Annotated in this window: 17 protein-coding genes; 5 read left to right on the forward strand and 12 right to left on the reverse strand. The window is 63.1% G+C overall.

The genetic code is table 11. From position 1 onward, the window contains the following. Window positions 1-17: 17 nt before the first annotated feature. Complete coding sequence (locus tag KBZ15_RS04135; protein WP_255013620.1) at window positions 18-623, reverse strand: DUF475 domain-containing protein; 606 nt, start codon at window positions 621-623, stop codon at window positions 18-20. Window positions 624-1,438: 815 nt separating this feature from the next. Here KBZ15_RS04135 and KBZ15_RS04140 point away from each other — a divergent pair. Then, window positions 1,439-3,667 carry a beta-glucosidase gene (locus KBZ15_RS04140; RefSeq protein WP_255013622.1) on the forward strand — a complete coding sequence of 743 codons (2,229 nt, stop codon included), beginning with the start codon at window positions 1,439-1,441 and terminating at the stop codon, window positions 3,665-3,667. 60 nt (window positions 3,668-3,727) lie between these two features. Here KBZ15_RS04140 and KBZ15_RS04145 read toward each other — a convergent pair whose 3' ends face one another. Next, on the reverse strand, window positions 3,728-4,786 hold the full coding sequence (locus KBZ15_RS04145) for an amino acid ABC transporter substrate-binding protein (RefSeq protein ID WP_255013624.1): 1,059 nt from the start codon (window positions 4,784-4,786) through the stop codon (window positions 3,728-3,730). 20 nt (window positions 4,787-4,806) lie between these two features. Further along, the gene (locus tag KBZ15_RS04150) at window positions 4,807-5,430 is read right to left on the reverse strand and encodes a DedA family protein (RefSeq protein ID WP_255013650.1); all 624 of its coding nucleotides are present in this window, start codon (window positions 5,428-5,430) and stop codon (window positions 4,807-4,809) included. A 204-nt stretch (window positions 5,431-5,634) separates the two neighbouring features. On the opposite strand from KBZ15_RS04150, the gene KBZ15_RS04155 reads away from it, so the two are divergent. Continuing rightward, window positions 5,635-6,978 carry a potassium transporter TrkG gene (locus KBZ15_RS04155; protein WP_255013653.1) on the forward strand — a complete coding sequence of 448 codons (1,344 nt, stop codon included), beginning with the start codon at window positions 5,635-5,637 and terminating at the stop codon, window positions 6,976-6,978. An 11-nt stretch (window positions 6,979-6,989) separates the two neighbouring features. After that, window positions 6,990-7,694 carry a TrkA family potassium uptake protein gene (locus KBZ15_RS04160; protein WP_255013626.1) on the forward strand — a complete coding sequence of 235 codons (705 nt, stop codon included), beginning with the start codon at window positions 6,990-6,992 and terminating at the stop codon, window positions 7,692-7,694. Window positions 7,695-7,793: 99 nt separating this feature from the next. On the opposite strand, the gene KBZ15_RS04165 is transcribed toward KBZ15_RS04160, so the two are convergent. After that, window positions 7,794-7,988, reverse strand: a complete 195-nt coding sequence (locus KBZ15_RS04165) for a hypothetical protein (protein ID WP_255013629.1) — start codon at window positions 7,986-7,988, stop codon at window positions 7,794-7,796. 601 nt (window positions 7,989-8,589) lie between these two features. On the opposite strand from KBZ15_RS04165, the gene KBZ15_RS04170 reads away from it, so the two are divergent. Then, complete coding sequence (locus tag KBZ15_RS04170; protein ID WP_255013631.1) at window positions 8,590-10,395, forward strand: SLC13 family permease; 1,806 nt, start codon at window positions 8,590-8,592, stop codon at window positions 10,393-10,395. A gap of 22 nt (window positions 10,396-10,417) precedes the next feature. Here the strand turns inward: KBZ15_RS04170 and KBZ15_RS04175 are convergent, their stop codons facing one another. Genes KBZ15_RS04175 through KBZ15_RS04195 form a run of 5 tightly spaced genes read right to left on the reverse strand, consistent with a single transcriptional unit; the run spans window position 10,418 to window position 15,568 of the window. After that, window positions 10,418-11,164 (reverse strand): amino acid ABC transporter ATP-binding protein, encoded by a 747-nt coding sequence (locus KBZ15_RS04175; protein ID WP_315859847.1) that lies wholly within the window; start codon window positions 11,162-11,164, stop codon window positions 10,418-10,420. Beyond that, window positions 11,161-12,405, reverse strand: coding sequence for an amino acid ABC transporter permease (locus tag KBZ15_RS04180; protein ID WP_255013632.1), 1,245 nt, complete (start codon window positions 12,403-12,405; stop codon window positions 11,161-11,163). Before KBZ15_RS04180 ends, KBZ15_RS04175 begins: the two co-directional genes overlap by 4 nt. Before the next feature lie 2 nt (window positions 12,406-12,407). Further along, on the reverse strand, window positions 12,408-13,370 hold the full coding sequence (locus KBZ15_RS04185) for an ABC transporter permease subunit (RefSeq protein WP_255013635.1): 963 nt from the start codon (window positions 13,368-13,370) through the stop codon (window positions 12,408-12,410). A gap of 25 nt (window positions 13,371-13,395) precedes the next feature. Further along, window positions 13,396-14,451, reverse strand: coding sequence for an amino acid ABC transporter substrate-binding protein (locus KBZ15_RS04190; RefSeq protein WP_255013637.1), 1,056 nt, complete (start codon window positions 14,449-14,451; stop codon window positions 13,396-13,398). A 52-nt stretch (window positions 14,452-14,503) separates the two neighbouring features. Continuing rightward, the gene (locus KBZ15_RS04195; protein ID WP_255013639.1) at window positions 14,504-15,568 is read right to left on the reverse strand and encodes a calcium/sodium antiporter; all 1,065 of its coding nucleotides are present in this window, start codon (window positions 15,566-15,568) and stop codon (window positions 14,504-14,506) included. Window positions 15,569-15,689: 121 nt separating this feature from the next. Between KBZ15_RS04195 and KBZ15_RS04200 the strand changes: the two genes are divergently transcribed. Then, on the forward strand, window positions 15,690-15,962 hold the full coding sequence (locus KBZ15_RS04200; protein WP_255013641.1) for a Nif11-like leader peptide family natural product precursor: 273 nt from the start codon (window positions 15,690-15,692) through the stop codon (window positions 15,960-15,962). A 2-nt stretch (window positions 15,963-15,964) separates the two neighbouring features. Here the strand turns inward: KBZ15_RS04200 and KBZ15_RS04205 are convergent, their stop codons facing one another. The 3 genes from KBZ15_RS04205 to KBZ15_RS04215 form a co-directional block, all read right to left on the reverse strand. Then, on the reverse strand, window positions 15,965-16,087 hold the full coding sequence (locus tag KBZ15_RS04205) for a hypothetical protein (protein WP_255013643.1): 123 nt from the start codon (window positions 16,085-16,087) through the stop codon (window positions 15,965-15,967). A gap of 2,174 nt (window positions 16,088-18,261) precedes the next feature. Then, window positions 18,262-18,420: a hypothetical protein gene (locus KBZ15_RS04210; protein ID WP_255013645.1), complete on the reverse strand. Its 159-nt coding sequence runs from the start codon at window positions 18,418-18,420 to the stop codon at window positions 18,262-18,264. 121 nt (window positions 18,421-18,541) lie between these two features. Next, on the reverse strand, window positions 18,542-19,294 hold a 753-nt coding region (locus KBZ15_RS04215), incomplete at its 5' end, for an FG-GAP repeat protein (protein WP_255013647.1).

The following is a 19,294-nucleotide window of genomic DNA, read 5'->3' on the forward strand; positions in this document are numbered from 1 at the left end:
CGCCTGAGCAACCGTCCTCAGGTTATTTTCCTGTGGCGCATGGAGTCCCAGAAGGCAATGGCTAGCAGGCCGATGCCGATTAACCCGGCACACCATTCCGGTACGTCGAGGTGATTCTGATGGAGGTGAATTCCGACCAGCATCAACAGGCCCAGTGCTCCGATGGCGTAGTGGGCACCATGTTCCAGATAGATCAACTGATCGAGGACCTTTTCTCGGCATAACATCACAGTGAGGGAGCGGATGAAGAAAGCTCCCAGGCCCAGGCCCGTGAGGATTAGGGCCAGATTGGTGGTGATCGCAAAGGCCCCGATCGTTCCATCGAGGCTGAAGGAGGCGTCCAGCAACTCGAGGTAGATCAGGCTGGCAAAGCCGCTCTGGGCAGCCATACGACCCACCTTCGCTTCTCCGCCAGCGAAGAATTCCGCAAGGGAGGTGGTGAGGATCTGCAGCACCAGGCCGATCAGACCGGCAAACAGCACATCGCCGCGCAAGCTGCCCGGCAGGCCAAATGCCACACCCATCAGCAGGATCAAAGCCAGCGCGACCTCCAGGGAGGGCACCCGGCCAGCCCTGCTGAGGGGGGTCTCGAGCACCACCACCCAGTGCAGCGTTAACGACACCACCGTGGTGTTGCTGCCAGTTCTGCATCTGAAGGGGGCCAAAGGAAGGGATGGGTACCCCCTACGGAATGTTGGCCGTGAGCAGAACGTAGGCTTTCAAACCCATAAGGTGAAAAAACGTTGGCCCAAAGCGTGCTTTCCCATGGGTTGCCCCCACTGCGGCTGCCGCCTTCTCACCAAGGCGGGTCCTTCTAGAACGATGCTCATCTGCAGCGATTGCGGCCATCCCCAAAACCCCTCCCTGGGCAAACCGGTATCCCCCTGGCACCGTCTGATCACCGTGTTGCTAGTGGTACTGGTCAGTGGCGCAGGCCTAAGCCTCGCGGTGCTGTCCGACCTTGTAGCCCAAGACAGGTTTCCCATGCAGGATCAACCTGAACGGGAAGCCCCTCACTAGGACACTGAAGGGTGTTCAGCGGTCCCGACGCAGCTGGCGCACTACCTTGACGCACCACAAACACGGCCCCCGCTGCCACAGCAACCAGCAGGAGAAGTTTGATTCCCTGGGCCCAGGGTTCCAACCATCTCTCCACTTGCGCATAGCCCTGGCCCTTCATCTCGATCCCGAAAACCACTGCAGCCCCATGGCGGTTAAACCAGCGACGGCTGCGGGCCAGAAGGTCAGAGCCGACTCATAGCACCTGCTGGCACAGGCGCAACAGGGCCCAACTGGACACCCTAGGGATAACAATCACCAAGGAATACCAATCTCTTAGGAATACTCATATAGCTATCAACCAGGATTCACGAGAGGGCCTAAGAATGAATGGCCCCACCCAATGCCAAGCCCGTGCCAATGGGGTGACCAGATCGTGATGAGCCCAAGCCTGCCAGCCGCTGATCCAGAGGCCCGCGCCCAGGCGCTGCTGGCCCAGCTGAGCACCAGCGAGAAGCTCAACCTGCTGGATGGCGACACGCCGTTTTGGTCGGGCATGGTCGACATCGCCCTGCGGGATGCCTCCCACCGCCATCCCTGGCCGGCGGGTCAGCTGCCGCGGCTGGGCCTGGGCGGCCTCCACTTCGTGGATGGGCCGCGCGGCGTGGTGCTGGAGGGCGGCGCCACCACTTTTCCGGTGCCCATGGCCCGAGGCGCCAGCTGGAATCCTGAGCTGGAGGAGCGCATCGGCGCTGCGATCGCACGGGAGGCTCGCAGCTTCGGGGCCAACTGGCTGGCGGCAGTGTGCGTAAATCTGCTGCGCCATCCGGGCTGGGGTAGGGCTCAGGAGACCTATGGCGAGGACCCCCTGCACGTAGGCGCGCTGGGGGCGGCGATGACCCGGGGCATCGGGCGCCATGCAATCGCCTGCGTCAAGCATTTCGCCTGCAATTCGATCGACAGCTCCCGCTTCCTGGTGGATGTGCAGGCCAGCCCGCGGGTTCTGCAGGAGCTATATCTGCCCCAGTTCCGGGCCTGCATCGAGGCTGGCGCCGGCACGGTGATGAGCGCCTACAACCGGGTAAACGGCCAGTGGTGCGGCGAAAACGGGGAGCTGCTCTCGCGGATTCTCAAGGGCCGCTGGGGCTTCCAGGGCCTGGTGGTGAGCGACTTCATCTTCGGGGTACGCAACGGAATCGCCGCCCTGCAGGCCGGCCTAGACCTGGAGATGCCGTTCGGGATGATCTTTCTGGGCTCCCTGCCGGATGCCCTGGCCGAGGGCCAATTGGCGATGGAGAGGATCGATGACGCCGTGCTGCGCCAACTACGGCTGCAGCTGCGCATCCCCTCCGGCGATGAACCGCCATCGGTGCGCCGCTGCCCGGAGCATCTGGCCCTGGCCCGCGAGGCGGCGCGCCAGGGAATCGTGCTGCTGCGCAACGAGCCGCTTCTCGACGGCCAGCCGGTATTGCCGCTGCTGAATCTGGGCTCCCTGGCGGTGATCGGGGAGCTGGCGGATCGGCTGAACCTCGGCGACCGCGGCTCCTCGGACACCCGTCCGCCGGCGGGAGCGGCGGTCACGCCACTGCAGGGCCTGCGGCAGGCGAGGCCGAATCTGCCCATCCACTACAGCGATGGTTCCAATCCCGAAGCGGCGGCTGGGCTGGCGGCTACCTGCGATGGGACCGTGGTGGTGGTGGGGCTTGATTGGCGCCAGGAGGGGGAACACATCCACCCCGGCGATATCGCCCCGATCCTGGAGCAGATCCCCCCACCAAACTGGCTGCTGCGCAGTCGGCTCTGGCCGGCCACCAGGCCCCAATGGCGGCGGGTCACCAAACTGATCGCCTGGCTCACAAGCCATGCCTCAGCTCGCCAGGGAGGCGACTTCGCCGCCGGAGATCGCACCGATCTGGGCCTGCCGCCGGCCCAGGTGGCATTGATCCGGAGCGTGGCTGCAGCCAACCCGCGCACGGTGGTGGTGCTGATGGGCGGCGGTGCCATCCGCTGCAGCGACTGGGATCGGTTAATACCGGGCCTGCTGCTGCTCTGGTACCCAGGCGAGCAGGGGGGCCATGCCCTGGCGGAGGTGCTGCTGGGGTCTGTGTCGCCCTCAGGGCGGCTGCCCTTCACCATCCCAATCCATGAGAACCAGCTGCCCCCATTTGAGCCCCGTGCCACCCAGGCCCGCTACGACCTCTGGCATGGCTACCGGCGGTTGCAGCGGCACCTAGGAGAGGGAAGGGAGGCGGCGGCCTATCCGTTCGGGTTCGGGCTCTCCTACTGCAGCTTCTCCTTGACGGAGATCGCAGCCACTATCAAGCCTGACTCGATGGCAGCAGAGGGCTCGGTGGAGCTGACCTTGTGCGTTGGCAACGGCGGCTCGATGGAAGCAGCCGAAGTGGTGCAGGTGTATCTGGAGCCGCCGGGTGAGTTGCTGGAGCGGCCACGGCGCACCTTGGCAGCCTTTAAGCGACTCAGGCTCCCTGCCCAAGGGCAGCGGCGGCTGACATTGACCATTCCAATGCGCCAGCTTGCCTGTTTCGATCCGGAGCGCGATGCCTTCGTGCTCGAAGCTGGCGTTCACAGGCTGGTGGTGGCACGCCATGCGGAGGATCCGGGCCTGGCGGTGGACGTTGAGCTGCAGGAGGCGGTGCTGGGCCCCTGAGCTCCAACCCCTGAGCTGCAACCCCCAATCAGAACTGATTTGGCTTGGCAAACCAACCTCTCAGCGAAAGGGCGGCGACTGGATCAATCCCCCCTGAACCGAGAGCCGATTCAGCCCCCGCTCAAGCCCCAGGCTTGAACGGGGGCCTACGTTGCGCTCCAGCAGTTCGCCGTAATTGCCCACGGCCGCCACCGCCCGGGCGGCGAAATCGGCCGGCAGGCCCAGCTGGCGCCCCAGTTCCCCCTCCACACCCAGCAGGCGGCGCAGCTCAGCAGATCCAGTCCGGGCGCGGCTCTCCCGAATGCGAATGGGCACATTGGCCTGGCTGAGGCCCAGCTCCTCGGAACGAATCAGGGCAAAGACGATCCAGCGCACGGCGTCACTCCAGGCAGGGTCAACCTGAGCAGTGACCGGAGCCAACGGTTCCTTGCTCAGCAGCTCCGGCAGCAGCCCATGGGCCCTGGGATCGGCAAACAGGCTGCGGCGGGCCGCCAGGCCGGTGCGGTCGCTCGTAATTGCGCTGCAGCGGCCTCTCTGATAGGCGTAGAAGGCCTGATCCGCATCCTGAAAGCGCAGCGGTTGAAAGGCGAGCCCCAGTTGCCGCATGCGATCGCTCATCACCGACTCGTTGGTGGATCCCCCCACAACGCAGATCGGCCGGCCCGCCAGATCTGGCAGAGATCGCACCCCTCCACTGGCTGGAACCATCACCCCACCGGCGTCGTAATAGACGATCGGAGCAAAGCTGAGCGCGTTACCTCCGGGAGCGTCCCGGGTAAGCGCCACGGTGGTGTTGCGCGACAACAGATCCACCTCGCCGCTGGCGAGGGCCGCAAAGCGTTCGTTGCTACTCAGCGGGCGCAACTCCAGTTTTGCCCCATCCCCCAGCACAGACGCCGCTACGGCTTTGCAGATGTCAACATCAAGGCCGGTGTAAACCCCGTTGGCCTGCAGCGCACTGAAGCCGGGCAGCTGGCCATTGATGCCGCAGATGAGCCGGCCGCGGGAGCGGATCTGGGCCATGCGAGCACTGACAACAGCACCGGAGTCGTCGGCCTTGTCCTTGGCGCAGGATGCCAACAGGGCCGTCAGCAAGCCCAGCAGCAGGACTGGGGCCAAGCCCCTGGAGAAAACTGGCATCACTGGTTCCCGCGCCGCAGCTGCACGCCCCTGACCAGCAACACCAGCACTCCGGCCGCCAGGGCAACCAGCAGACCCGAGCCGATCACCCGGCCCCAGGGGGCCAGCCAGCCGCCCACCTGGTCATAGCCCTTGCCCAGGGCCTGCCCCACCAGGGTGAGTAACAGGGTCCAGATCAGGCTGCCGGCGGTGGTCCAGAGCAGAAAGGGTCCTTGGGGCATCAATTCAATCCCCGCAGGCACTGAAATCAGGGTGCGCACGCCGGGAACCAGCCGGCCCCAGAACACCAGCGCCCAGCCATGGCGGTTGAACCAGCGGCGGCTGCGGGCCAGGTCATCGGCATTGAGTCCCAGCCACTTACCCCGGCGCTCCAGCCACTGGGTGATCCGCCCCTCGTTGATCAGCCGCCCGATGCCATACCAAAACCAAGCCCCCAGCACCGTGCCCAGCAACCCGGCCAGCACGGTGGGCACCAGCTCGAGGCGCCCCTGGTGCACCAGATAGCCCCCGTAGGGCATCACCACCTCCGAGGGAATCGGCGGAATGAGGTTTTCCAGCAGCATCACCAGGGCAATGGCGCCGTAGCCCAGCCATGGATTGGCCTCCACTGCGGCGCCAATCATGTTGGGGAGGCCTTCAACAAAGGGCTGGCTCAAGGCTGGCTCAAGGGAAAAACCTGGCTTCCAGGGTGATTAGGCTAAACGTGGCTAACTGATCCCATGCGGCTGCTCGCCCCAGAGAAGGTTCCAATCCCGAGTAGTTCCGTGCCCCCCCAGCCGGCCCTCTCCCCCTGGAACAACCTGCTGAGATGGCGGCAGCAACTCACCGTGCCCCAGTTCACGGTCCTCACCGGCGCCCTAGTGATCGTGATCGGCACCGTGGTGCTCGCCAGCCCGCTCTGCTCCAGCGATGACGTGGGGCTTTGGCAGGCCCTGTTCACCGTAACCTCCGCCATCACGGTGACCGGCTTATCGATCATTGACGTGAGCCGCGACCTGACCGCCTTCGGCCAGGTCACCCTTGCCGCCCTAATAATCACCGGCGGCCTGGGGCTGATGGCGATCACCACCTTTTTGCAGGGTTTCGTGCAGGGCCACTCGGGCCTGCGCCACCGGCTGGACAAGGGCCGCGCCCTGGACGAATTCGGCGTTGGCGGCATTGGCCCCACCTTCAACAGCATCCTGATTACGGGCTTTTGTGTGATGGGCCTCGGCACGGTGGTGCTGTACGTCTTTGGTTTCGCCGACATCAGCAATCCCCTGCAAAGGTTCTGGGCGGCCCTGTTCCACTGCATCAGCGCTTACAACAACGCCGGCTTCGGCCTCTGGAGCGACAACCTGGTGGGCTACCGCGACAATCCTGTGGTGAACGGCGTCATTGCCGCGCTGATCGTGGTGGGCGGGATCGGCTGGCGGGTAATCAACGACCTGTGGAGCAACCGAAATCAACTGCAGAAGCTGCGCAGGCTCAGCCTCCACACCCGGCTAGTGCTGCGCAGCACCGTGCTGCTAATCGGCTTCGGCGCCATAGGGCTGCTGTTCACGGAACACTTCGCCGCCGGCGGGGTGATCGAAAACCTTCACTGGTGGCAGCGCATCCAGGTGACCCTGTTCCAGTCGATCACCGCCCGCACCGCCGGCTTCAACACCGTGCCCCTTTCGGTGCAGACCTTCTCCGATGCCGGCCTGCTGCTCTTGATCGTGCTGATGTTCATCGGCGCCAGCCCGGGCGGCACCGGCGGTGGCATCAAGACCACCACCTTCGCCACCCTGATGGGGGCCACCCGCTCCACCCTGCAGGGGCGAGAGGAGGTAGTGATCCACAGGCGCCAGATTCCCGACACCGTGGTGCTGCGCGCCGTGGGGGTAACCGTGGCCTCGGCGATCTTCGTGATCCTGATGGCCCTGCTGCTGGGGCTCGGTCCAACCAGCATGGGAGAACCGACCCGCACCAGCTTCAACTTCCTGGAGAAGCTGTTCACCTGCATGTCGGCCTTCGGCACCGTGGGCCTGGATCTGGGGGTGACAGCCCAGCTGAACCGCTGGGGCCAGCTGGTGCTGATGGTGGGCATGTTTGTCGGCAGACTGGGAATCCTGCTGCTGCTTTCCGCCATCTATGGCAGCCGGCCCCAACCGCGCGTGGGCTATCCCCGCGAAGAGCTCTACATCTGAGGCATGAACCGATGACCAGTTGGTGGCAGTGGAACCCCTCCGAAGGGGCCTCGAGGGGCGGATTCGCCGTGATCGGCGTAGGACGCTTCGGCTCGGCGGTCTGCAGCGAACTGGCCAAGGCCGGAGCAGAGGTGCTGGCCATCGATGCCAGCCAGCGGGCCATCGATGAGCTGCGCCAAATCGACCCGGCCATTGAGGCCCGAGTGGTGGATTGCACCGACGAGGAAGCCCTGCGTGCCGCTGGCGTGCTCGACATGAACACCGTGGTGGTGGCCATGAGCGAACCGATCGAAGTCAGCGTCACGGCCACCCTGATCGTCAAGGACGGCGCCGGCACTCAGGTAAAGCAGGTGATTGCCCGCGCCACCAGTGATCTGCACATGAAGATGCTGCAGCGGGTGGGGGCCGATCGGGTGGTGTTCCCCTCAAAGATGGAGGGTCAGCGGTTGGGGATGGAACTTGTGCGACCCAATTTGCTGGAGCGGCTGAGGCTCGATGACCGCAACAGCATTGAGGAGATCAGGGTGCCGGCGGCCTTCATCGGTCAATCCCTGCGCGACATCAACCTGCGCAAGAACTACAACGTGAGCGTGCTGGCCGCCGGTCCCGACAACCACCTCACCGTGAATCCCCCTGCCTCCCATGTGCTCGAGGCGGGCGAACTGCTGGTGGTGATGGGCGCCAGCGAGGCCCTGGCAGACCTGCCGGGGAACTAGTTACAGAGAGCTGAACAGATAGCTAATCAGTTAGCTGATCAGCTATCAGTGGGGCGAGTCGAAGGATTCGAGAAACCATGGCATGAGCATATTTTCGGCTCAGGAGCTGTGGTGTCTGCTCCAGTGCCGGAAGCCAAACCAGCAAAGGCCGGCCAGCAAGCCAATCCCCGCCAATTGCATCAACAACTCCGTGAAGGGTTGGAGCCGCGCCGCCACCATGGCGTATCCGTTGCCCAATGCCTTGCCCGCCAGCGTGAGCAACAGGGAGTGAATCTGCTGCAATAGGGTATCCATAGGCTAGGAGCAAAAAGTTTTACCGAGGGCGCATCGTCGCTGGCCAGTCAATACCATTGGCGCGCAATCTTTTCTGCCTCAAGATAAACATTTTATGTGCCCACCGTGCCTATGCAAGCCCATCCCAGCTCCTTGGTTCAGTTTGAGTCCAACTCACCAGGCTGGGATGACTTCTGTTGGGCGGACATATCTACCCCCAACTCCTTGCAGGTAGCAATTGGGTCAACATTCGGTGCCACGCCAAGGGCCTTGCGCAGGGCATCCATCTGGCCGATCGATTGGAGATCAAGCGAGACGGCGGCCTGTTGGCAAGCCATCTTGTGGAGAGCCCTCACATCGGGCGCCTGGCAGGCGCTAACAAGACCCAAACACAAACCCAACCTAACAGCCAGCGGCAGACCAGAGAAACTGAACCGATGCGACATAGATCCCCCAACAGTTTATCCACCCACTGTAGGAACAGCTCCCTCATAGCCAGCCAACGCCAAGCCGCAAAACCCCTGCGCGAGCGAGACATCAGCGCGAAAGAAAGAACCGAACCCTGGTAGGCCTAAATGTTAATAGGTTTACTGATGTAGAGTTAAAATCGGCTTGATTTTCCATGGCTGACTTTCTTGCCGCCCTGCTCCAACCCGGTGCCCTGACCACCCTGCTGGTGCTAGCCGGGTCAATCGTGCTGTTCGTGACAGGCTGGCTGGCTCCGGAGATCACAGGACTGCTGGCGGCAGCCCTGCTGATCGTGGGCGGCGTGCTCAAACCCAGCGAGGCGGTGGAGGGTTTCGGCAGCCCTGCCCTAATCACCCTGATGGGTCTTTTTGCGCTCTCCGCCGGCCTGCTTCGCAGCGGCGGTCTGGATCGTCTGCGCGCCCTGATCGGCTCCGACGCGGTGCGCAGCCCCAAGCGCATGATTGCGGTGATGGTGGCAGCGGTCGCTCCGGTGTCGGCGTTCGTCCCCAATACGCCGATAGTGGCGAGCCTGTTGCCGGTGGTGGAGGGCTGGTGCCAGCGCCGCGGCATCTCTCCGTCCAAGGTGCTGCTGCCGCTCTCGTTTGCCACTGTGCTGGGCGGCACGATGACCCTGCTGGGCAGTTCGGTGAACCTGCTGGCCAGTGAGGTGAGCAGCAAGCTTGGCTATGGCGCTTTTGGGTTGTTTGACTTCACCCCGATCGGAATAGGGGTATGGCTGGTGGGGAGCTTGGTGATGGTGCTGCTGGCTGATCGCTTCCTGCCGGATCGCGGCCGCAATGATGACGATCTGCTCGCCGATCTCTCCAGCAGCGGCTATCTCACCGAGGTGAAGATCCCGGCGGGCTCTGAACTGATCGGCCAGTCGTTGCATGGCAGCCGCCTCCAGCGGCGCTTCGATGTCGACGTGCTGGAGCTGCATCGTGCCAGCGAGCGCTTTCTGCCGCCCCTGGCTGACCGCACTCTGATGCTGGGCGATCGACTGCTGCTGCGCTGCAGCCGTGAAGACCTGCTGCGCCTCCAGCAGGAACACACTGTGATTCTCGCTCCGATGCCGGAGGAGCAGATCCTTCCCGATCAGCAAAACAACCAACGCCTGGTGGAGGTTTTACTGCCCTCCGGCTCCACCCTGGCCGGGGATTGCCTGCGGGATCTGCGTTTCCGCCAGCGCTACAACGTCACGGTGCTGGCCCTGCGACGCGGCAACGCAGTGCTGCGGGAGCGCCTGGGACGGGCAGCGCTGCGGGAGGGGGATGTGCTGCTGCTGCAGGGCCCTAAGGACGCCATCCGCGGCCTGCAGGCCAACAACGATCTGGTGGTGCTGGAGCAACTGGAAAAGGATCTGCCCACGGTGAGCCGCAAGTGGGTTGCCCTGTTGATCGCCGCACTGGTGCTCCTGCTGCCGAGCCTCGAGATCATTCCCCTGGTGGCGGCAGTGTTGCTCGGCACTGTGGCGATGGTCGCCACAGGATGCCTGCGCCCAGGAGACCTGCAGCGGGCCATCCGCCTCGACGTGATCCTGTTGCTCGGTTCCCTGGGGAGCTTCAGCGTGGCCCTCGAAAAAACAGGTCTGGCCGCCGCCCTGGCCAAGGGATTACTGGCAGGGCTGCACGACTGGCCGGTGTATGCGGCGCTTCTGGTGGTTTTCCTGTTCACCACCCTGCTCACCGAGGTGATGAGTAACGCCGCCACCGTGGCCATGCTGATTCCGATCGCCGGTCAGCTGGCCCAGGGGCTTGACCAGCCGCCCATGGCATTCATATACGCCGTGCTATTTGGGGCCAGCCAGAGCTTTCTGAGCCCGGTCGGCTACCAGACCAACCTGATGGTGTTCGGCCCAGGCCGCTACCGCTTCCTCGACATCGCCCGCTATGGCTTCCCTCTCACCATCGCCATGACCGTAACGGTGCCCTGGCTGATCTGCCGCTGGTTCGGCCTCTGATCCGTCTGACCTTCTAGCGGGACTAGCCGATCTGCCTGAGGAACTGCTTGCTGCGCTCGTGTTGGGGGTTGCTGAAAAACTGCTCCGGCGGAGCGATCTCCACCACCATCCCCCCATCCATCAGCACCACCCGGTGGGCCACCTGACGGGCAAAGCGCACCTCGTGGGTCACCACCACCATGGTCATGCCGTCCTGGGCCAGGCCCTGCATCACCTCCAGCACCTCCTGCACCATCTCGGGGTCGAGGGCGCTGGTGGGCTCATCGAAGAGCATGACCCGCGGCTCCATGCAGAGCGAACGGGCGATCGCCACCCGCTGCTGCTGGCCGCCGGAGAGCTGGCCCGGATATTTGTGGGCCTGCTCGGCGATGCCCACCCGATCCAGCAGCTCGAGGGCGCGGCGCTGCACCACCTGCTTGGGGAGCTTGCGCACCAGCACCGGCGCCAGGGTGAGGTTTTCAAGCACGCTGAGGTGGGGGAAGAGGTTGAACTGCTGGAACACCATCCCCACCTCGCGGCGCACGGCGTCGATTTGGCGCAGGTCATCACTGAGGGGGATGCCATCCACCTCGATCGAGCCCTGCTGGAAATCCTCCAGGGCGTTGAAGGTGCGCAGGAAGGTGCTCTTGCCTGAACCCGAGGGTCCCATGATCACCACCACCTCGCCCTGGTGCACGGTGAGGTCCACCCCCCGCAGGGCATGGAAGCCATTGGGATACCACTTCTCGACCCCGCGGGCCTCGATCATCACGGCTGCAGGGGTGGTCATCGGGAAGGAGCGAGGTTTGGATTGAGACGGGTTTCAAGGGCCCGGCTGCCCAGGCCCAGGGCGGCACAGCAGCACCAGAACAGCACTGCCAGCACGAGATAGACCTCCGCATTGCGGCCCAGGAAGGCCGGATTGGCCATCACCGTACGGGCGGTGCCCAACAAGTCCAGCAGACCGATCAGGGAGAGCAAGGTCGTGTCCTGAAGCAGGGTTATGAACTGGCCCACGGTGGCGGGCAGGGCCACCCTCATGGCCTGGGGCAGCACCACGTGGATCAGGGCAAACGGCATGGACAGTCCCAGGGAGCGGGCCGCCTCCAGTTGGCCCGCCGGTACGGCGGCCAAGCCGGAGCGCACCGCTTCGGCCACATAGGCGGCAGCAAAAAAGGTGAGCACCCAGGCCGCCCGCCAGACCCGATCCGGGGCCAGACCGCCGGGCAGCAGAAAGCCCAGGATGTTCTGGCCCAGAAACAGCAGGGTGATCAGCGGGGCACCGCGGATGAACTCGATGTAGAGCAACGAGCCCCAGCGCAGTAGGGGCAGGGTGCTGCGCCGCCCCAGGGCCAGCAGCACCCCCAGGGGGAAACACAGCAGGATCGCGAAGGTGGCCATCAGCAGGGTGAGCAGCAGCCCGCCCCAGTCCGAGGGCGCCACCTGCACGAGCCCGAGGCCGCCGCTGATCAGCACCATCCCCACCAGGTAGAGCAGGGGCCAGATCAGCGGAATCAGCCGCCGAACCGGGGGGGGAAGGGCCTGGCCCCAGCGGCCCGCGGCCCAGCGGGCCAACAGCAGCAGGGCGGTGATGGCCCACCAGCGCAGCTGGATGGCCAGGGTTAACTGGAGAGCCAGGGGGCGCCAGAGGGCGAGCAACACCAGAATCGCCGCGGCCCAGCGGTCGTTGCGGGGCCACAGGATGGGGGGAGGTCCGGAGCTTCCGGAGCGGGGCAATGCCCGCAGCAGGCCCCAGCTGAGCCCGGTGGCAAGGGCAAGCAGGGTGGTGAGCAGCCAGAGGCGCCACTGCTGCTCCAGCGGGTAGCGCCCCACCGCAAACAGGGTGCTGTTGGCGCTGATCACCGTCCACTGGGCCTGGAAAATGGCCCACTTGGCCAGGCCCAGGGCCGCGGCCACCAGGAAGCCGAGCAGGGCAATGGAGATGAGGCCATCGAGGCGACTGCCAAACAGTTCGCGGCGCAGCCACTGCCAGGGCCCTGGGCGAAGCGTCGCAGGAGGTGCGGGGGCCATCTTCAGCGCTCCTTGAGTTGCACGAGGCCGTTGAGGCCGTTCATCAGGGCTGAGATCACCAGGTCGATCACCAGATAGGAGCCCAGCAGGATGAGCATCACCTCCACGGCCCGGCCGGTCTGGTTGAGGGTGGTTTCGGAGACGGAATAGAGGTCGGTGAAGCCACAGGCCACGGCCAGCGAGGAGTTCTTGGCCAGGGAGATGTACTGGCTGTTGAGACCGGGCACGATCACCCGCAGGGCCTGGGGCAAAACGATGCGCCTCAGGGTCAGCAGGGGGGCGAACCCCAAGGAGCTGGCCGCCTCCCACTGCCCCTTGGGCACCGAAGCAATGCCGCCCCGCACCACCTCAGCGATGAAGGCGGCGGTGTAAACCACTAGCCCCGTGAGCAGGGCCCCAAATTCCACGGTGAAGCGCAGGGGGGCCTGCCAAACCCCATTCACCAGTTGGGGATCCCCCAGAAACAGCCCAGACTTGGCCAGCACCAGCCCCGGCAGCTGGATCGCATCGGTGCCATTCGGCAGGGCCAGGAACACCACGAAATACCAGAAGATCAGCTGCAGCAGCAGGGGGATATTGCGAATAACCTCCACGTACACCCGGGCCAGGCCCCGCAGCAGCCCATTGCTGCTGAAGGAAGCGGTGCCGATCAGGGTGCCCAGCACCGTGGCCCCCACCAAGCCTGCAATCACCACCCGCAGGGTGTTGACGAGCCCCGCCAACAAGGCCCGCCAGTAGGGAAGGCTGGCATCAAAGGGCAGAATTGTTTCGGCCAGATCGAATCCCGCCGGTTGGCCCAACCAGCTCCAGCTGAGCAGCAGGCCCCGGGCGGTGAGATTGAGCAGCAGGTTGGTGAGCAGGAAGGCCACCACCACTCCCACCGCCAGGGCCACCACCCCCTGGACCAGCCAGGGCAGGTAGCGGCGATTGCGCCACCAGGGGGGGGCTGCAGATGGGCTGGTCATGGCAGCGAACCGGAGCTCAACGCCCTCACAGGAATGGGGGCGAATACATCAGGCCACCTTTGAGCCATTGCTGGTTGACACCTCGCTCGAGCTTGAGGGGCGAGCCCTGCCCCACATTGCGCTCAAACACCTCGCCATAGTTCCCCACGGCCTTCACAGTTTTGACAACGAAATCGGCGGGCAGGCCGAGCTGCTTGCCAAGGTCGCCCTCGACACCGAGGAAACGGCGTAGCTGGGCAAGGTTTTTGTTGGCTTTGGCCTCTGCCAGCTTGGCGTCGATGTTGGCGGCGGTGATGCCCATTTCCTCGGCCTGGATAAGGCTGTAGACCACCCAGCGCACGGCATCGGCCCAGGCCGGATCGGCATTGATGGTGGCGGGGTTGAGGGGCTCCTTGCTCAACATATCGGGGAGCAGGAGGTGCTCGGCGGGGTTGGGGAAGCCGGTTCGCTTGGCCGCCAACTGGGAGCGATCAGAGGTGACAGCCACGCAACGACCCTGCAGATAGGCCGCAAAGGTCTGATCCCCAGACTGGAACTTCAGCGGCGTGTAGGTGGCATTGAGCTCCCGCATCCGGTCGGCCAAGTTGAGCTCTGTGGAGGTTCCTGTCTCCACACAGATCGGCTTACCGGCAACGTCCTTGAGGGATTTGATACCGCTGCTGGCGGGCACCAGCACGGCCTGACCGTCAAAGAAGGTGGTGGGGGCAAAGGCAAGGGCGTTGCCGCCAGGCGCATCGCGGCTGAGGGTCATGGTGGTGTTGCGGGAGAGCAGATCCACTTCGCCGCTGCCCAGGGCTGCAAAGCGCTCGGAGGAGCTGAGGTCGCGGTAGGTCACCTTGGCGGGATCACCCAGCACCGCAGCAGCCGTGGCCTTGCAGATGTCGACGTCCAGGCCGCTGTAACTACCGTCAGCCCCCACAAAACTGAAGCCCGGCAGCTTGCCATCCACGCCGCAGTTGAGGGTGCCCCTGCCCTTGATCGCCGCCATCTTCTGGCTCTGGATGCCGCCGCCATCGCCGGCGCAGCCCACCAAGGCCAGGGCGGCGAGCAGGGGGATGGCGAATGTAAATCTGGGGAACATCAGATGGCTGTTGTTTTGGGGAGTTTGCCAGCAGTGGGGACCCAAGGTTTGTTCAGGCGGGGCGCTGCATCCGCCAGCGCAGCATCTGCCAGACAAAAAACACCAGCACCAGGGGCAGCACAACCACCAGAACCACAAACCGGAATTCATCCTGGGCCGTGGTCAAGGTCTCGGTGAGCACCTGCTCAGCCAGATAGAGCCCGTAGAGGCCCACCAGGATGCCCCCCTCCAGTCGGGTCACCACCCCCCGGGTCCAGAGGATGGGCAGCAGGGCCAGGGTGGTGAGCACCATCACCGGCAGATCCCGGCTGATCACCGCCGGATCCACCAGCAGCCCCTCGCCGGAGAAGACGCCGCAAACCCCCAGGATCACCAGCTGGTTGAGCAGGTTGCTGCCCACCACGTTGCCGATGGCCAAATCAGCCTTGCCGCGGTACGCCGCCACCAGCGAGGTCACCAGCTCCGGCATGGAGGTGCCGGCTGAAACGATTGTCAGGCCGATCACGGTCTCGGTGACGCCCAGGCCGATGGCCGCCGCAGTGGCGCCCTTGACCAGCACGTCGGATCCCAGCACCAATAGCACCAGTCCGCCAGCCAGCTTGGCGGCAGCCACGGCAGGGGTGGCCCGGTCGCCCTCATCGAAATCGCCCTCTTCATCTGAATATTCGGAGGCGGTGCGCATCTCCCAGATCAGGTTGATCGCGGTGCCCACCAGCAGGGCCAGGCCTGCCTGCCAGGTGAGGCGGCCACCGGAGGCCATGCCCCACACCGCCATCGAAACGCCCAGCAACAGGGGCACGTCCCTCTTCACTAGACGACTTTTGACCCGCAGCGGCACCACCAAAGCGCTGAGGCCCAGCACTACCAGTGCATTGAAGATGTTGCTGCCCACCACGTTGCTGACGGCGATGGCATCTCCACCTTGGAAGGTGGAGATCAGGCTCACGAACAACTCCGGCGTACTGGTGCCCAGGGAAACCACCGTGAGGCCGATCACGATCTGGGGGATCCCCAGCAACAGGGCCAAGGCCGAGGACCCTGCCACAAAAAGCTCACCGCCTCCAAACAGGAGCACGATGCCCAGAAGGATTTCCAGGGCACTGGGCAGGTAATTCATCAGTTGACGCCGATCGGGCTGCGGAGGGGATTGATTCTGAAGGGTTACTTGAAGCTGGATTTTTCCGGGGGCCTGAGCCCTAGCCTGATGCCATAACCCTGCCCAGCCCGAGGCACCCTGGATGGAATTGGACCCTAATGCCAGCGAACTAGATGTCCTGTTTACATTCCTGGGCCGGATTCAACAGGACCAAGCCCTCCGAGACCAGCTAAATGAGGTGATCACAGCCCCCGATGTGGTGGCGATTGCAGCTGCCGAGGGCTTCTGCTTCCAGACCAGCACCCTGCTGGAGCTGTTTGAGCGCTGCAACGAAGCGCCCCTGGCCCGCCAAGGACTGATGGACGAGAAATTGATTCGGGTCTACCTCCAGCGGGAGCGACTGCAGGCCCCCTAGCCTCAGCGCTGGCCCAGCAACTCCTCCCAGGTGAGCAGCTGGGCCGGGGGCTTGCCCTGGGGGCGCTGGCTGAGGGAGCAGCTGGGATAGCTGGCTCGGCCGGGATGGGAGGTAGGGCGAGCCACGGTCAATGAAAAAGAAATTGCGGATGAAGAAGGGGGGAACATGGAAGGTTCAACGGATATGGACTGCGCACCGAAACATTGTGATTCCGCCATCTGGCAGACCCTCCGAGGGAGGGCGGTTGCTAATGAGAATTTTGCCCTTCGCTATAGCAAGAGGCAATAACCCAAAAAAACCATCCTGGGAATCAGGCTTGGAGGCCCCCCTGGAAGCGAGGGGTGCGGGTGCTGGATCCGGCGTGCGCGGGCTTGGGGACCCGCCGGCTTCTGCCGGATATGTAGATAGTAGCTCCTAGGAGCTTTGGCGAGCTGGGCTGACCAGCAAAAACCAGTGGGGGCAGGGGGACTTGAACCCCCACAACGTTGCCGTCTGCGGATTTTAAGTCCGCTGTGATGTCAGTTGTTGCAAGCTTCCTTAGGGAGAGTTGCCTAACGATTTGCCTAGCTAGCGATCAAAATATCCAATGCGGACCACAAGGGAGCCAGAGCCCGAGCGGCAGATCGTGCATGCGTACCGCGGAACAAAATGCTGATGGCCGAAAAGACGCCAAGTAACGACGCCTGGAGAGCAGGGAAATCTTTACAAACCAATGTTGCTGCGAGGTCAATCCGCCAACCAGCCCCCAAACGCAAGGGGATTCACAATTGAAAGCTGGTCGAAAGCGCCTCTCATGCCCCTGAGCAAGAGGGCCGGACCCTCAGCGCCAGGAAAGTGATCAATGCTCACCTGTTCCTGCTCCTTGCCTTGGTTGCCACAGCCTGCTCCTTGTCCATTGCTTGGTCCCAGAGTTCCATTGCCCGCCAGTTCTAAAGGTGTCCCAAGTGCCTCGACGCTCAGCTGGCGTGGCTGGAGCGAAGCAGTCCAAATATCCAGGGCGGTGACCTCACGGCAATTGCTACCAACTTCTGCAATGGCGGGCTGCCCAACAAGCCAAGGCGTTAATGGTTGTTTTGCGACGACTCAGCAGCGGGTTGCGCATCTGTCGCTCAACTCCTCCAGGAGGGAACCAAATGACTAGCCACGTGGCAAAACCGCCCTACGCACCCCCACCAAGAGAGCCCGGCTTCCCGCCACCAGCTAGACCACCACGGCCAGACAGCCGACTCACGGCCAGGCCCTATTGAGCCACCAATCCGGCGGATGCGAGAAGCTTGCGGCTGGGCTGACCGGCGCAACGCTTGTTACGGCGAGGTGCCGGGTATTGAATCAGGCGCCGGGTAGGGTAGAGACAGCGCTGGTGCCTCTGTGGAGCTTGATGCGCTTCCTTAGCTTGCGGCTGAAGCCGAAGGCAGCAGCTAGGCCAAGGATCGGCAGAGGGCCTGGGACGGATGCTGTGCCACCACTGCCATCTGTGGCAACTGGTGGTGTGGTGGGTGGTGTGACAGGTGGTGTGGTGGGTGGTGTGACAGGTGGTGTGGTGGGTGGTGTGACAGCAGATGCGTAGGCGTAAGAATATACATAATCGGGAGTAGCACCGCAGCAGCCCGGCGTTGTACCGTCGTTAGTAAAGTAAACCATATTATCTCTTGTTGTGTTTAAGTCAGTCCAGGCAAACATTGGACCACTAAGACTCCTCTCGAAGTAAGTCAATTGACCCGGTGCCGCCCCTGGCTGATTTGGAACACCCACCGCAAACCGTCCCAAAGAGAAGCCAACTGCGAATGCAAACTCCCTGGCTAAATTGCCACCGCTCCACTCCTTAAAACCGCCACTTGAAGCATAAATAGGCGGCCCTAGATTGGGTCCATTGTACCAAGGTGTATTGGTCAGATCTACCCCTCCCACATTAGACAAACCCGATTCTCCCCATCCGCTCAACGGGCCTGTTGTGGTTTTTATCTCCCAGTCCTGACCATATAGAGAAATGATAAGTGCATGAGCCGCGGACGGCACCAGCAGCGGACTAGCTGCCCCAGCAAAAAATAGCGCAGCAATCGTTAATCGGCGCCAAAGGAAGTTGAACAGGCTCTTAAGACTCTTTTCTTGGATTTTTCTATAGAACCCACTACCAAAACAAGAGGCTGACTTTTGGTGGTTAATACAGCCATCGCTCTCTAAGCAGTGGCTAACGGTAGCACTAGGTTGGCCGACAAGAACTATGCAGTTTCTGCATAGCCGCCTAACCCGGCGCCGCTGGCCTGTCGTCGTCCACCTGGCGGCCCTGCTGCTGTGGGCACTAGGTACCAGGCTCGCCCTCCTTCAGCACCACCGTTACCCGTTGGCCAGGGAACAGCTCTTTGCCGGCTTCCAGGGCCTGGGCCTTGTCAGCAGCAAACACCGGCACCACCGCAATGCCCTCAGGCAAGTCCACGATCACATCAAACAGCAGGGGCATTTCCAGGAAAAGCCAACTGATTCAAGTTAGGCCTAAGTGATTTGATCAATCGTCTCGTTAAAGAGTTGGCGCCCCTTCAGCTCTATAGGGATTATCTGCTAAATGGGCCAGCAATACTGAATCAGTGATGCCGAGCACCGGCTTGAGCTGCGTTGCGGTACTTGTTGCGAAGGCGGCGGCTCCAGGAGAAGGCGGCGCCTAGCCCGAGTAAGGTCAAGGGACCTGGTACCGACTGAGAGTTGGTGCTGGCATAGACATAGGCAGCGCCGGCATTTCTGCTGTCACCGTCAGCACCGATCAGAACGCTGCTGTCGCTGAGCGTTACGGAAAAGCCGAAAAAGTCGCCGGCAATGCCAGTGGGGTTGATGAATGACTGGAGCAGGTTGCCGGTGGCGACGTCAAAGAGATAGGCAGATCCGGGATTGCTGTTGTCACCGAGAGCACCGATCAGTGCAGTACTGCCGTTGAGAGCTACGGAAAAGCCGAATAAATCGCCTGCAGCGGGAGTGGGGCTGAAAAAGGACTGCAGCAGGTTGCCGGTGGCGACATCATAAAGATAGACAGCGCCGGCACTGCTGTTGTCACCGACAGCACTGATCAGAGCGGTGTTGCCGCTGAGCGCAACGTAATGGCCGAAAAAGTCTCCGCTCACGGGAGTGGGGTTGATGAAGGACTGCAACAGGTTGCCATTGCTGACATCATAAAGATAGGCAGCACCGGCATCGCTATTGTATCCATCGGAACCGATTAGAGCGGTGTTGCCGCTGAGCGCCACGGAAGTACCAAACCCGTCGCGGGCAGAGGGAGTGGGGTTGATGAATGATCGCAGCAGGTTGCCAGTGCTGACATCATAAAGATAAGCAGAGCCGGGAAT

It is taken from the genome of Cyanobium sp. BA20m-p-22, assembly GCF_024346275.1.
GTDB lineage: Bacteria > Cyanobacteriota > Cyanobacteriia > PCC-6307 > Cyanobiaceae > Cyanobium_A.